This is a genomic window from Pseudomonas sp. PL-6 (assembly GCF_054110165.1).
This window is the reverse complement of the sequence record NZ_CM134189.1, coordinates 4,048,940-4,064,319: the sequence shown is the minus strand read 5'-3', so window position 1 is coordinate 4,064,319 and position 15,380 is coordinate 4,048,940. Positions and strand designations below refer to the sequence as shown.

Sequence of the window (15,380 nt, the reverse complement as noted above, 5' to 3'; positions counted from 1 at the left end):
GCGCATGAGCCTTGCTGGTGGGGCTCGCGGGTGGCCGGCAGGGCAGGGGCGCAATAATGTCGAGGCACCGAGTCGCCCCGGTATCAGCCATGCAGCCTGTAGACTCCAGAAAACGTGCACTTGCTCGAAGCTGGTCTCCAGAGTGTACACACCGCCGCTTTACTCCATATGGCGAGCCATGGCGCTGTAGTCGATGTATATAGTCAGGTGCTGCAGGTGCTTTGCTCAGCCGACTTTCATGCCTGCTCCAAATCGTTGAATTTGGAGGACATCGAGTAACTCTGTTCGCCTTTACAGAGGACTGGAGGTAATAAACAGGGCAGTGCAATGATTAAAAGGGGTAATTTAGGCCGCTAATGCCCCTATATGGACCGTGATTCACGCGGTCGCCCCACCTTCTCAGCAAGGTCCACGGTTGTGAAAACAGGGCGGCTACACGATTTTAATGAGGTACTTTAAAAGACGTTACCCCATTTAAAGACTATGATTGCCCCATTTAGACGGCCTGAGCTTAAATTTCCATGCCCTCCCTTACCCCCGAGTACCTGACCGCGCTTCGCTTCGATGGTACCCAGGTCGCCACACTGCGCGCACTGGGCGAGTATCAGGGCAAGCAAAAGCTCTACGCTGCCGAGTCTCCGGAAGCCCTCAAGGGCCTGTTCCAGATCGCGTTGGTCGAATCCACCGAATCATCCAACCGATTGGAAGGTGTTGTCGTTGTGCACTCGCGGCTGAAATCCTTGGTCATCCGCAACGCAGCGCCGAAGAGTCGCTCCGAACAGGAGATCGCCGGCTATCGCGACGCCCTGGCATTGATTCACGAATCGGCCGCGCACATGCCCTTCAACCAAGGCGTGGTGCTGCAATTGCACACCATGCTGTATCGCTACATGCCGCAGGCAAACGGACGCTGGAAAGCCACCAACAACGACATCATCGAAATCCATCCGGGCGGCACGTCACGGCTGCGCTTCCAACCGGACGCTGCGCATCTCACTCCGATTGCCATGGTCGATCTGACCCGGAACTACGCCGCCGCACTGGACCAACATTTGGCCGATCCACTGGTGCTGGTACCCCTGGCGATGCTCGACTTCCTATCCATCCACCCCTTCCCGGACGGCAACGGCCGCATGTCCCGCTTGCTGACCTTGTTGATGCTCTACCACTTCGACTACGCCGTGGGCCGCTTCATCAGCTTGGAACGCATCTTCGAGGAAACCAAGGAAGGCTACTACGAGACGCTGGAAGCCAGTTCGCAGGGCTGGCATCAGGGACAGCATGACGTCAAACCCTGGCTCGACTACTTCTGGGGCGTCTTGCTGCGAGCCTACCGCGAGTTCGAGGAGCGTGTTGGCACCATCGAGCGCGGTCGCGGTAGCAAAGGCGACCGGGTGCGCGCGGAAGTCCTGGCGCGCACTCTGCCGTTTTCGATTTCGGAGATCGAGGAAGCCTGCCCAGGCGTGAGCCGGGACATGGTGCGGCTGGTGCTGCGGGCGATCAAAGCAGAGGGATTGATCGAATCGACCGGGAAGGGGCGTGGAGCAAAGTGGCTTCGCACCAATCAATTGGGTGAGAAATGAGTACTCAAAGAAACATCGTTAGTCACGGCATCCGAGACAACCACACCCGCGGCAAGGTGTCCGACTTCCTGGCCGAGAAAATGGCCGCAGGCAGCCAACTCTCCGTGGTATCTGCCTACTTCACCATCTATGCCTACGACGCCCTGTCCAAACAACTCGACCAGATCGACCATCTGAACTTCCTGTTCGGCGAACCCCGCTTCATCGCTTCGCTCGACCCGGACAAGACCGACAAAAAGGCCTTCAAGATCGAAGACGAAGGCCTGGAGTTGGCTAATCGCTTGCAGCAAAAGGAAATCGCCCGCCGTTGCGCCGCATGGCTGCGCGACAAGGTTGATATCCGCTCGGTTCGCCAAGCCAACCTCCTGCACGGCAAGCTTTACCACATCAACGACGGTCGACGTGAGCACGCCCTGCTGGGCAGTTCCAACTTCACCCGGCGCGGTTTGGGCCTGTCCGACATGCCCAACATCGAACTGAACCTCATCGTCGATGGCGACCGCGACAGGGCGGACCTCAAGCAATGGTTCGATGAAATCTGGAGCGACGATAAACTGGTCGCCGACGTCAAAGCTGATGTCCTGCGCTACCTGGAGCAGCTTTACGTCGATCACGCGCCAGAGTTCGTCTACTTCAAGACGCTCTACCACGTCTTCGAGCGCTTCCTGTCCGGGCAGGAGGCCGACGCCGCGCTATTCGACCAGACCGCCATCATCGACACCGAAATCTGGAAAGCCTTGTTCGATTTCCAGAAAGACGGCGTCAAAGGTGCCATCCACAAGATCAACCAACACAACGGTTGCATCCTGGCCGACAGCGTGGGCCTGGGCAAAACCTACTCGGCGCTGGCGGTCATCAAGTACCACGAACTGCGCAACCACCGTGTGCTAGTGCTATGCCCCAAGAAGCTGCGCGACAACTGGACGGTATATCTCGCCCAGAACAACAGCGAACTCAACCCCTTCCTCAAAGATCGCTTCGCCTACACCGTGCTCTCGCACACCGACCTGTCCCGTGACAGTGGTCGAGTGGATGGCATCGACCTGGCAACCCTCAACTGGGGCAACTTCGACCTGATCGTCATCGACGAATCGCACAACTTCCGCAACAACACCAAAGGCAAACATGACGAAGACGGCAACCTCATCCGCAAGAGCCGCTATGAGCGGTTGATGGACGACATCATCAAGACGGGCGTCAAGACCAAGGTACTGCTGCTTTCCGCAACCCCGGTCAACAATGACCTAAAGGACCTGCGCAACCAGATCTACTTCGTCACCGAAGGGCGCGATACCGCCTTTTCGCAGAGCTTCGGCATCAACAGCATCAAGGACACACTCACCGTAGCCCAGAAAACCTTCATGGAATGGGCCAGGCGCTCCGGCGAAAGGGATGCCCGTGACCTAATGGAACGGCTCTCCGCCGGGTTCTTCACCTTGCTGGACGAACTAACCATCGCCCGTTCGCGCAAGCACATCCGGAAGTATTACAAAGCCTCGATGGCGCAGATCGGCCAGTTTCCCAAGCGCAGGAAACCGGAATCCGTGTTCTCAGAAATCGACCTTAAAGGCCGTTTTCTCTCCTACGACAAGCTGAACGACGAGATCGACAACTATCAGCTTTCCATCTTCAAGCCATCCAAGTACGTGCTGGATAAGTTCAAGACGCAGTACGAAGACCACCGCGTCAAGAACTTCAGCCAAGAGAACCGCGAGCAATTCCTGATCGGCATGATGAAGGTGAACTTCCTCAAGCGCCTGGAAAGCTCGGTACGCTCCTTCGCCATCACCATGGAGCGCACTGTCAGCAAGATCGAAAACCTGGAAGAACGGCTCAAGCAATTCCTGCAACACCAGGCCAATACGGCGGAAGATATCCAGCCAGATTTGTTCGCGGAACCAGCCGAAGAAGACGAAGAACTTGCCCAAGCCTTCCAGGCCGGCACCAAGCTCAAGTACCGCATGGAGCACATGGACGTGGCCGCCTGGCTCGCCGATCTGGCCACCGACAAGCAGCAGCTTTCGCTACTGGCCGACGCAGCCCAGGCCGTCGATGCGGCACGCGACGCCAAGCTGGCCGAACTCAAGCACCTGATCGAGCACAAGGTTCGCCACCCCAGCACTAATGCACTGGGCGAGGAAAACCGCAAAGTCATCGTGTTCTGCGCCTTTGCCGATACCGCAGCCTACCTGTATGAAGAATTGGAAGAATGGTCGCGCAACACGCTGGGCATTCACATCGCCCTGGTGTCAGGTGGCGCGCGCCCCAACCGCAGCACCTTCGGCCAGGCCGAGTTCACCCGCATCCTCACCAACTTTGCCCCCCGCGCCAAACAGCGGGCCAAGATGAAGTCCATGCCACAGGATGGTGAAATCGACCTCCTCATCGCCACCGACTGCATCTCCGAAGGCCAGAACCTGCAGGACTGCGACTACCTCATCAACTACGACATCCACTGGAACCCAGTGCGCATCATCCAGCGCTTCGGCCGCATCGACCGCATCGGCAGCCCAAACCTGGCCATCCAACTCGTCAACTTCTGGCCCACGCCCGACCTCAACAAGTACATCAACCTCAAGAACCGCGTCGAGGCGCGCATGGCGCTGGTCGATATCGCCGCCACGGCGGAAGACAACATCCTGCAAGCCGAAGACCTGGAAGACCTCATCAAGCAAGACCTGCGCTACCGCGACAAGCAACTGCTGCGGCTTAAGGACGAAGTGCTGGACTTGGAAGACTTCAACGAATCCGTCGCGCTAGGCGAGTTCACGCTGGACGACTTCCGCATCGAGTTGGCCACCTACATCGAAGCCAACCGCGAGAAGCTGGAAGAAGCACCCTTCGGCCTTTACACCGTGGTGCCGCCACAGGCGGAGTACTGCACCATCAAGCCCGGCATCATCTACTGCCTGAAACAGCGCATCGACGCCACCGGCAACGAAGCAGTGAACCCGCTGCAACCTTACTTCCTCGTCTACATCCGCGACGACGGCGAGGTGCGCTACAACTTCACCGCACCCAAGCAGGTGCTGGAAATATTCCGAGCCGTCTGCCAGGGCCAGACCGAACCGCACGCCAAGCTGTGCAAATTATTCGATGAAGAGACCGCGCATGGGCAGGACATGAGCCACTACAGCGGCCTGCTCGACAAAGCCGTGGCCGCCATTGCCACGCAGTTTGGCCGCAAGAACGCGGGGAATCTGTTTACAGGGCGGGGAGGCAAGCTCACCGATGCCGCCAAGCAGATCAAACACTCCAACGATTTCGATCTCATCACCTGGTTGGTGATCAAGGACGCGAACAATGTCTGAGAAAAACGCTGCCCTTCTTCAGTCCATTCAGGACTCTCTGCAAAACCTTGCCAGCCAATCGTTGGCAGAGGGTGCCGCCGCCCTGCTGAGTGTGCTGGGCTACAGCAGCGACAAGACAGCCGACCTTGGCTACAGCGCGGAAGAATTGCTTGAGAACATCGAACAGTTTCGACCGGAGCTGGGTGGAATCAGCCGAGCGAAGGTACAGGCTGATCGCTGGATATCCTGCGCTTTCCTGTTCCAGCTCACCAACGACGAAATACCCTCATTGGCCTTGGGCCAAGCGCCCTTGGGTGCCAACGGCAAGCTGGTTGAAAGCCAGATCGAATCCTTCGTCTTCCTTGCCATCGACTTGCAGGGTGAGCAATGGTCGCGTACTCAACTGGCCACCATCGCGCGTGAACTGAACAAGCGGTTCCCCATGCCGGTCATTATCCTGTTCCGGCAGGAGGCCCTGCTTTCTTTGGCGGTAATCGACCGCCGCCAGCACCTGCGCGACGCCAGCCGTGACGTGATCGACAGCCGCATTACCGTCATCAAGGATGTCCGGCTTGCCTCGCCACATCGGGCACACATTGACATTCTCGCAAGTCTCGCCTTGGCGAATCTGGGCGTCAAACGCCGCCCCAGCAATTTCCGCGAGCTGTACGACGCCTGGATCGGAACGCTATCAACACAGAAACTCAATAAAGAGTTCTATCAGCAACTGGCATGGTGGTACCTGTGGGCCACCAAGGAAGTGGAGTTCCCCAAGGGCGGCGGAGAAAAACGGGAAGATCGCAACACCATCGGTGTCATCCGTCTGCTCACTCGCCTGATCTTTGTCTGGTTCATCAAGGAACGGGGCCTGGTGCCCGAAGCCTTGTTCGAGCGCAATGCACTCCGTTCCCTGCTCAAACAGGCTCCTGACGCAGCACCGGACGAAAGCAACTACTACCACGCCATCCTGCAAAACCTCTTCTTCGCCACCCTCAATCAAGAAATGGGCGGCGAACGTCGCTGGGCAACAACCGGCGGCGGCATGAAGGACGACTACCTGATCTCACTGATTTACCGCTATCAGGAAGCCTTCAAGCACCCAGATACAGTGCTGCAAGACTGCTTTGCCAATGTGCCCTTCCTCAATGGTGGCTTGTTCGAGTGTCTGGACGAGCAACTGAGTGACGATGACCTTGCCCGCCGCCCGGAACTGAAGAAACTGGCGGTGCAGGAGGGTAACGGATCAGTGTTGCGTATCGACGGTTTTTCACGTCGCACCGATGCCCAGGCCAAAGTACCCAACAAGCTCTTTTTCGGCGGCACGGAAGATGCCGCTCTGAACACCGAGTTTGAAACCAAGGGCAAGCGCTATCCCATCAAAGGACTGATCGACCTGCTGGACAGCTACAGGTTCACGGTGGACGAGAACACACCACTGGATGAAGAAGTGGCGCTGGACCCCGAATTGCTGGGCAAGGTGTTCGAGAACCTGCTGGCCAGCTACAACCCGGACACCCGCAGCACCGCACGCAAGCAGTCCGGTTCCTTTTACACCCCGCGTGAAGTGGTGGACTACATGGTGGATGAGGCACTCATCGCCTACTTCACCCGCCATCTTCCCGATGGCGAACAACGCGAACAGGACTTCCGCCAGCTACTCTCCCACGCCGACACTGACCATGCCTTCAGCGAAGCAGAGGCTGATGCACTAGTGGTCGCCATTGAGCAGCTCAAGGTGCTGGACCCAGCCTGCGGCTCCGGTGCTTTTCCGATGGGTATGCTGGCCAAGCTGTTCGTGGCCTTGAAAAAACTCGATCCTGACAACCGCCGCTGGCGCGACCAGAACCTGGCCCCGCTGCAACAGCGCCTAGCACTGGCAAAGAAAACCCCAGACCCTGTTCAACGCGACGTAGAAATCGACGACGCGGAAGCTGCGCTGGAAAAACACAAGAAGGACTTTGCCGACCCGGCCTACGCTGACTACACTCGCAAGCTCTATCTGATCGAGAAGTGTATCTTCGGCTCGGACATCCAGCCCATAGCGGTACAGATTGCCAAACTGCGCTTTTTCATCGCCCTCATCGTCAGCCAGCCCATAGACCGCAGCAAGCCTAACTGGAACATCACCCCACTGCCCAACCTCGAAACCAAGATCGTCGCCGCCAATACCCTGTTTGGCGTGCCGCGCCACGGTGTACAAGGTTCCCTGCTGGACGATCCGGCCATCGCCGAGAAAGAGGCCGAACTGCGCGACGCTAATGCCGCCTATTTCACCTCGCGCACTCGCGCCACTAAGAAGCGCCGCAAGGAGAAGGTGCAAAAGCTGCACGAAGAACTGGTGGCCTTGCTCAAGCGTGATGGTTTTGTGACCGCACGCGATGCCGAACGCATGGCACGCTGGGACCCCTTCGACCAGAACCGCTTTGCCGACTTCTTCGACGTGGAATGGATGTTTGGTATGCCGCGTGCGCAGGACAATTCAGAAGCGGTGTTCGACATCGTCATCGGCAACCCTCCTTATGTGCGGCACGAGGACATCAAGGAACTCACGCCTGTCCTCAAAGGCGAATATCAGTACGAATGCGCTGCCAGTCGCGCGGATCTATACGTCTTCTTCTACGAACGTTCGGTCAAACTGCTCAAACCGCATGGCGTAATTTCTTTCATCACATCCAACAAGTGGTACCGCGCCAAATATGGAGAGAGCCTGCGCCTGTTCATGGCCACGCACACACGGCTGAAGAACATTATTGATTTTGGTGACGAAGCGGTGTTCACCGCGATTGCCTACCCAACCATAGTGATTGCCACGCGGCGCGAGAAGCCGCTGAATCCGCCGCCCGCGACCGATCAGGTGCGTGCCTTGAACTGGACGCAAGAGCATCCCGTCGAGGAGTTTCCGGCTGTTTTCCAGACAGAAGCTTTCCCGGTTCCACAGGCTGAACTAAAGAAGGAAGGTTGGCAGCTTGAACCGCCAGATAAACGCAATTTGTTAGCGCGCATTCGCAAAGCAGGCAAGCCATTGGGAGAATATGTGAATGGACAGTTTTATCGCGGCATCATCACTGGCTTTAATGAGGCTTTTGTTATTGATGAGGCTACCCGTAATCGATTAATTTCGGAAGATCCGAATTCTGGAGAATTGATTAAACCTTATCTTCGCGGACGTGATGTCAAGCGCTGGAAAGTCGACTGGGCAGGTTTGTATTTGATCGTTTTTCCGTTCGGATTCCACGAGCGTCTTTCGGAATACCCGGCCATTCATCGCCACCTTACACAGTTCGAGGAATCGCTGCGGAAGCGTGGGCAATGCACATCATCACGCAACGGCAAAGGCGAAGGCGAAGGCCAACATCATTGGTTGGAGTTGGATAACAACCCCAAAGAGTCTTACCTAGAAGCGTTTGAGCGGCCGAAGATTCTTGTTCCCGCGATTGAAGATGGTGTCGAGTACGCTCCCGATCTCGACGGTTTCTATGGCAATGACAAAACCAGCATCATCGTTACCGATGAGTGGCGCTATGTTATTGGGGTGCTGAATTCATCGTTGTCATGGTGGATTACCCGACAGACCTTTTCGGGTAAGCAAGGCGGCTTTTTCGAGTTCAAGCCGATGTACGTTTCTCAATTACCGATTCCTGCGAGTACGGATACGCAAAAAAATATAATAGGTTCGATCGTAGATGCCGTCCTGAGCATCCGCGACCAACGTTACGAACAACTCATTAATGGCCTCGTTTTTGAACTGTTCTTCCCGGAGGAGCTGCATGCTGCGAATATTCGTCTGTTCGACGCTTGTCAGGCAACTTGCATCGACAATTTTGCGACCCTGCAAGGCGATGCCTTGGCCAAGGCTGCAGAGGAAACGGCAGGAATCATCTTCGCCAATGACCACCCCATTTACGCCATGCTCTTCGATCTACAAGCACTAGAAGTGGTGCGCATCATCGAGGGCAAGGAATGAGTATCCAGCAGCCCGTGCCGCAACCTGCGCCCGCAGCTCCGGCAACCCCCTTGCGCATCAAGCGGCTGACGCTCACGGACTTTCGCGCCTTTCCGGGACCAGCACCTACACACTTCGATCTGGATGCTAAGAACCTGCTTGTGTATGGCGAGAACGGGGCGGGGAAGTCCTCTCTCTTTTATGCACTGTCCGACTTCTTCTCGCTCAAACGCAGTAGAAACCTGCGTGCGTATAAGAATGTATTTTCAGGAGAGCCGGAAACCGCTTGCGCTGTGGACGTTGAGTTCAACGATGGCGTACCAGGTGCAAAGTGGTTCTTGCAAGCAAGTTCCGGCGCAATAGGAACTGCCTCCTCCGGTAGTCATGCTCTTGGAGGTACTGGTCTGGCTCGTGAGCGGCATCCTGCCGCAGTTTCCAGAGGTGGCGATGCACGCGTGACCCAGGCCGCGTTGCGCCGTGCCTGTTTGGATTACCGAGCGCTGCTCGACACAAACTATAGACAGGGTGATGGTGCGATCAATCTGTTTGACATCGCCTTGGAGAGATTGCTGGCCGACTTCCCTGTGCCTGTGGCAGGCGGAGTGACGCACACCATTGGTGAGCTATGGCAGGCTGTGGAACGGGCAAGGCCCGTCAAACATACCCAAGCAGCGTTGGCTAGGGTGAATCAGGCCTGCGCTGATTTCAACAATGGCTTTAATCAAGCCCTGACGACACTCCATCCTCTTGTTGGCACTTTACTGGGTGATCTGATTGGTGCAGACGTGGCCGTTGCGCCATTCGCTTTTGGCGGCATTACTTACACAGCAGCCTACTACAAGCGCGATCGCGAAATTGCTGGCCGTTCACTCACATTGAGCGTCAGTTATCGAAGCCACCAGCTTTCGGTACCGCAGCATTTCCTGAACGAGGCCCGCCTCTCCGCACTGGCATTAGCGATCTATTTGGCGGGGCGGCTGGCATGCACACCGACGGCCACTACAACGGCGCTGAAGCTGCTGGTGCTGGACGATGTGCTGATCGGCCTCGACCACTCGAACCGCCTACCAGTGTTGGATGTGCTCAACTCAAAGTTTGCCGACTGGCAAATCGTGCTGCTCACCCACGACCGAGTGTGGTTCGAAATGGCCCGCTTCCATCTAGGTAACACCGGCCGCTGGAAGTGTTTGGAAGTCTTCGAAGGCGAAGATGTCGCGCGGGGTATTCCGGCACCCACCGTTCGTGCTCCTGGGAATAAGGCGGCAAAGGCATCGCTTGACCAAGCACGTACTTTTTTGGCAGATCATCACATTCCCGCTGCTGCCAATTACACCCGTGCTGCCTTCGAACTCGCCGTGAAATCGTTCTGTGAACGATTCGGCGTCCCTGTTGCGTTCAAGACAGATCCCCGCCATCTGGATACGGAAAAACTGCTGTCTGCTATCGAAGGATGGTTTAAGGCTCATTCGGCAAAAGTCTGTATGGCCGGGGTCATCGAGCGGGTTAAATTGTTCCGAAAGGTGGTGCTCAATCCTTACTCTCATGCTGCGCCACCAAATATCGCACGCGCTGAAGTGGAGGGCGCAATAGCGTCAGTCGATAAATTGTTGGCTGTAATCGAGAATGGTGGGATGGAGGGTAATCCGATTCAGGCAACGAGATCACTCATCGCCAACGCCTCTCCCCCTTCAGGCGATCTGCACGCTGCATTGGGCTATCTGCGAGTGGCATTCTCAGAAAGTCTGCGCTCGTTTTGCGAACGTAAGCATGTAGATATTGCGTTTCGGGGGCAAACGGTTGATGCCCAGACTTTGTGGCAGGCGGTACTTGGAGGACAAGCGACGCTATTCCCGCCACCACAAAACACGTTGCCCGCACAAATCGATGCTGAGCGAAGCTGGCTTGTTTCACCGATCACTGAACCGGCTCTTGCGGCAGTCACTCAGGGGGATTTGGTGCGGCTTGTGGCGTTGCTTGCTCCTGGTAATGAGGATCGCCTGATTCTCGATACGCTCTGAGAAGTAACCGTAGTATGAGCAAACCAGCCTCGGCAGGCTGATGGAAATCGTGAAGTAGCGTCAACAAGGATGCTCGGATGATCAAGACACTGACGGGACCACAATTTGCCAGCACCTTCTGCTTGAGGCCTGAGCAGTTTGCCTGGCTCCTCGGTGCCGGGGCTTCCGCTGCAGCCGGCATTCCGACCGGCTATTCGATGATCCTGGACTTCAAGAAGCGCCTGTTTTGCCAGTTGTCCAGGATCAGCCTCCGTGAAGTGGATGCCAATGATCCGTTGTGGCAGCAGCGCATCGATCTGTTCTTCAGCACGCGCTCGGAGTTGCCAGCACCAGACGATCCGACGGAGTACGCCAGGGCCTTTGAAGCGGTATATCCGACTGCAGAAGATCGCCGTATCTACATAGAGAAGGCGGTCACGATGGGTACGCCGTCCTTTGCCCACCGCGTACTTGCGGCGCTTCTGACGACCCGCCGTATCCCCTGCGTCTTCACAACCAATTTCGATCAGTTGGTCGAGACAGCGGCCACATTGACTGACCAGTTGGTGCCGGCCACAGAGCGAGCAAGCATGACGACCGCCGCCATCGACAACGCAGAGCGCGCGGAACGTTGTCTGCGTGAGTCGCGCTGGCCATTTCTGGCCAAACTGCATGGAGACTTCCAGTCGGTTGAACTGAAGAACACGACCGACGAACTGCGAGAGCAGGACGTCCGGATGCGGAATGTTCTCGGTGCTGCCTGCGCGCGTTTCGGGCTGGTGATAGTTGGCTACAGCGGCCGTGACGAGTCGGTCATGGCCGCGCTGACAGAGGCATTGGCGCAACCGAATGCCTTTCCAGGAGGGATCTATTGGGTAACGCGTTCGGCCCGATCCGTTCTGCCTGCCGTCAGCAACCTACTTGAGAAGGCCATCCAGGCGGGTGTGACAACAGCGATTGTCGAATCCCCCACGTTCGATGAATTGGCCGGAGACATTATCGACGGAATAAGCCTGCCGCCCGTCCTGTTGCAGCATGTCCAGGACTCTCGTCCGACCCAGATACTGGCAGAGCTGCCACTCCCTACTCTGGAACAGCGCAGCTTTCCGGTATTGCAGTGTTCGGCGATCCCAGTCCTGTCTATGCCACAACAGGCCCGTCGTATTGAAATCAATGTCGCCATCACAACGGTTCGCGCTCGGGAACTGGTTCGCGAAGCGCGAGCGAGGGTCGTTGTAGCCAGTATTGGCCGTGAAATTGCCGCCTTTGGTTCCGACGCGGAATTGCTTAGGGCCTTCGCGCCTGTCGGAGGAAAGATCGCTGGCACCATCGACCTTCATCCCGATACTGACAGCTGGGCGCTGGGGTTGCTTTACGACGCCTTGACTTGGGCGATTAGCAGAGGCAAGCCCCTGCTACCACGCTTGCGGCGCAAAGGGCACGCAATCATCGTGGCAAGTGGCCGGCCCACGGACAGTCCGGAACGTGTGGCTTCGCGCAATGAGAAGTTGTCGCGCCTCAGGCAAGCGTATTCAACACCGTTGTCGGGAAAGGTGGCGGGGCACGACTACCCTTTCAGCGAAGGGGTGCAGATTCGGCTGGATCGTGTGGCAGATCGCTGGTGGTGTGCGTTCGAGCCTTTCACCTATGTGGAGCTGCCTCACGCGGAGACCGGTGATGGGGCGAACCATGATGAGGCCAATGACAACGTCGCATCATTCGTACAACGTGCAAATCCCGTCATGGACTGGCAGCGTGAACGCTGGGCAGGACGACGAAACAAGGAATGGGCTCGGATCATTGCCGGATGGGCAAGGCTCTTGCCGGGCAGTAATGATGGCGTCGTCAAAGCCATCGGCCTTAGAGAAGATTCCGGACCAGGACAGGATGCGGAGTTTCAGCTGTCTTCCGTGACTGCGTGGAGCCGACCCAGCCATGGCCATGATTACTTTCAACGGAGCGGGCGATGAACACGGCCTATGGTACGTCGAAACTGCCGCCCTTCTCTTTGCTGGAAGAGCCTCTGCTGACCTTCAATACGGAAGATACTTTGCTGGACGTGAATCCTTTGCGGGGGATTGTTCAGCACGGTGCCTACAGTAGCTCGGTTTTTCCAACCTACACCCCTGAACTCCGTATTGCGACGATGGGCCCGGCCGGTGGGTGGAACAACCTTCGCACATTGGTCAATACGCTGCGGTCCAGCCACGCGCCTTCGGATCGAAAGCAGTATGTGCCAGCATTTCGTGGCTTTGAACACACATTCAATGTTCCTCTGGTCGCTGCCAAGACCGGAGAGGCGCACATTAAGCTGCCGGATGATATAGGGTCTTTGGGGCCGGAAGGCCCGCCGCATGCTCGTCTAATACATGCATTGCGTACGGGGATGCAACGGCTGGCATTGGTACGCGACCACTTCGATGTCGTGTTGGTGCATTTACCGGATGCATGGCAGATCGCATTCCGCGCCCCTGGTTTTGATGCGCACGATGCGCTCAAGGCAATTGGCGCGGGTCACGGCATTCCCACCCAGGTCATCAATGACCGCGTCTTCACGTTCGGCTACAAGGCATCATTGGCATGGCGTCTTTCCATTGCGCTCTATGTAAAGGCCGGCGGCATTCCTTGGAAGTTGGCCCCATTGAAAGGCGTGCCTGAGAATACGGCATACATCGGGTTGGCCTATGCGCTTAGGGGCAATCCGCAAGAAGCGCATTATGTGACCTGCTGCTCGCAGGTATTTGACGCCGATGGTGGTGGCATGCAGTTCGTTGCCTTCGAGGCACGCGACCCCGTCAAGGACGTCGAAGAAGCGCGACGCAACCCCTTTCTTAGCCGAAGCGACATGCGGGCGGTGCTTGCACGGAGCCTGACTCTGTATCAAAGCCGTAACGGAGGTTTGCTCCCTCGCCGCTTGGTCGTCCATAAGACAACATCGTTCAAGCCAGAGGAGCTGGAAGGTGCCTTGGATGCGCTCTCCTCTATTCGGGAGGTCGAGTGTGTCGAGGTGGCCAGCAATGCAGGATGGCGAGGCGTTTGGTTACAGGAAAGCCGTAATCCCACGCCTGAGAGGAAAAGCGAGCCTGATGGTTACCCTGTGCCGCGAGGTGCCATGCTGCAACGTTCTGGCAAATCCGCGTTGGTCTGGGTTGCCGGCAATGCCCCCCGCGCCGCGTCCCGCGGCGACTATTACCAAGGCGGTAAAAGCATTCCGCGCCCGATCAACATCGTGCGGTACGCGGGCGTCGGGCCGATTGAACTGACTGCATTCGAAGCCCTTGCTCTGACAAAGATGGACTGGAACAACGATGCACTGTACGACCCAGTTCCTGTCACTATTCGGTATTCACAAAGGCTCGCAAGAACTATTGCAAATGTCCCTGCCCTGCCGGGAAACGCCTACGCATACCGCTTATTCATGTGAAACACTAGCGTACGCATTGACCGACGCGATCCCGGTTCAGTTATGGCCGAGTTCTTTGCTGATGCGCTCGCGAGCTGCGGTGTCGATAAGCGGCTGAGTTATGGTCAGTGCATTACACTGCGGTCCTCCTGACGCAGGGGGCTTTCCCCGTCAAAACCTCATAACTGGTCAGGATTGTCGTGTGATGAGGCTTGCAGAAGATCAGCGCTAAAGGTGCTGGCGACGTATTTCGTATCCGACACAGGCCCCAGGCAAATGGTCGCTCTCGGCCCATTTTGGGGGGCGTCCCCAACGCTTGCCGGCATGTTACGGTTAACGCGAGCCGGCAAGGTCGGCTCGCGAACATCCGCTTTACAGCTCCAAGGAAAGGGGTTTAGCCGACTGGCCGCAGCACCTGGGTGAGCGTATGTGCTGGTGGACGCGGCTGAGGAAGCCCACTTCGAACGCTCTCCGTTCTATCGCACATGGCAGTAGATCGCGCTCGGCGATCATGACTGCCCAGAGCCAACCGCTGCGGGCGTTGTCGAGCCAGGTCTGGGCCAGCCTCACGCCTTGGTTGAAGGCTTCACTGCAGTCGGCTGCCCAGGTGATCTCCACGCCTGGGTGGCCATCATGAGGCGGCAGACAAGTCATGACGCCATTGCTCATCTGGCACCTCCTCGAACCTCGGAGAGGGCGCGGCGATAGAGCACGACCATCTCATCGAGCAAATCCAGAGCTGAGTAGGCAGTGATCCGTACGCGCAGATCTGCGGGCTGCAGCCCGTCAGGTTCAGCCAGTTGATCCAGCAGATTGCCGAGCATTACGCCGCGTAGTTCAGCCGCAGCTTCGGAGGCTAGGGGAGAGCGTTCGGATTCATGCAGCGGGCTTCGCTGCAGCGGAAAAGGTACAACGCAGGATTCGAACTCAGCCATGGCGCACCTCCAGGTCAGAGGTGTGCAGCAGTACTAGAAGCCCAAGGCGGAGCTCTCGGGTAAAAAGGGGGTAGCGCATTTTCCTTATGCTCCTCGGTTTGATTAAGGAGCTGCCACCCACCGTTCTGACGCAGTATGGTGGCAGACCGTACGGGGGTCAGAAACCGGTAACCGAGGGAACCGGCCAGGCAAAAGCCTGCCCCGCACGGCCTGCCATAGAAAAGCGATA

Annotated in this window: 8 protein-coding genes; 6 read left to right on the top strand and 2 right to left on the bottom strand. The window is 57.2% G+C overall.

The features are described from left to right. Window positions 1-521: 521 nt before the first annotated feature. The 6 genes from ACW9UL_RS17530 to ACW9UL_RS17505 all read left to right on the top strand — a co-directional run bounded on the left by ACW9UL_RS17530 (window position 522) and on the right by ACW9UL_RS17505 (window position 14,237). Window positions 522-1,583 (top strand): Fic family protein, encoded by a 1,062-nt coding sequence (locus ACW9UL_RS17530; protein ID WP_457787796.1) that lies wholly within the window; start codon window positions 522-524, stop codon window positions 1,581-1,583. Then, the gene (locus tag ACW9UL_RS17525; protein WP_457787795.1) at window positions 1,580-4,894 is read left to right on the top strand and encodes a helicase-related protein; all 3,315 of its coding nucleotides are present in this window, start codon (window positions 1,580-1,582) and stop codon (window positions 4,892-4,894) included. Before ACW9UL_RS17530 ends, ACW9UL_RS17525 begins: the two co-directional genes overlap by 4 nt. Beyond that, window positions 4,887-8,837, top strand: a complete 3,951-nt coding sequence (locus ACW9UL_RS17520; RefSeq protein ID WP_457787794.1) for an Eco57I restriction-modification methylase domain-containing protein — start codon at window positions 4,887-4,889, stop codon at window positions 8,835-8,837. The genes ACW9UL_RS17525 and ACW9UL_RS17520 overlap by 8 nt, the downstream gene beginning before the upstream one ends. Further along, entirely contained in the window at window positions 8,834-10,834 is a 2,001-nt protein-coding gene (locus ACW9UL_RS17515; protein ID WP_457787793.1) for an AAA family ATPase, read from the top strand. The genes ACW9UL_RS17520 and ACW9UL_RS17515 overlap by 4 nt, the downstream gene beginning before the upstream one ends. A 77-nt stretch (window positions 10,835-10,911) precedes the next feature. Further along, window positions 10,912-12,783, top strand: coding sequence for an SIR2 family protein (locus tag ACW9UL_RS17510; protein WP_457787792.1), 1,872 nt, complete (start codon window positions 10,912-10,914; stop codon window positions 12,781-12,783). Continuing rightward, window positions 12,780-14,237, top strand: coding sequence for an argonaute/piwi family protein (locus tag ACW9UL_RS17505; RefSeq protein WP_457787791.1), 1,458 nt, complete (start codon window positions 12,780-12,782; stop codon window positions 14,235-14,237). The genes ACW9UL_RS17510 and ACW9UL_RS17505 overlap by 4 nt, the downstream gene beginning before the upstream one ends. A gap of 351 nt (window positions 14,238-14,588) precedes the next feature. On the opposite strand, the gene ACW9UL_RS17500 is transcribed toward ACW9UL_RS17505, so the two are convergent. Together ACW9UL_RS17500 and ACW9UL_RS17495 are read right to left on the bottom strand one after the other, a co-directional pair. Further along, complete coding sequence (locus ACW9UL_RS17500) at window positions 14,589-14,885, bottom strand: LasR-specific antiactivator QslA (protein ID WP_457787790.1); 297 nt, start codon at window positions 14,883-14,885, stop codon at window positions 14,589-14,591. Next, window positions 14,882-15,151, bottom strand: coding sequence for a hypothetical protein (locus tag ACW9UL_RS17495; RefSeq protein WP_457787789.1), 270 nt, complete (start codon window positions 15,149-15,151; stop codon window positions 14,882-14,884). The genes ACW9UL_RS17500 and ACW9UL_RS17495 overlap by 4 nt, the downstream gene beginning before the upstream one ends. Window positions 15,152-15,380: the final 229 nt, after the last annotated feature.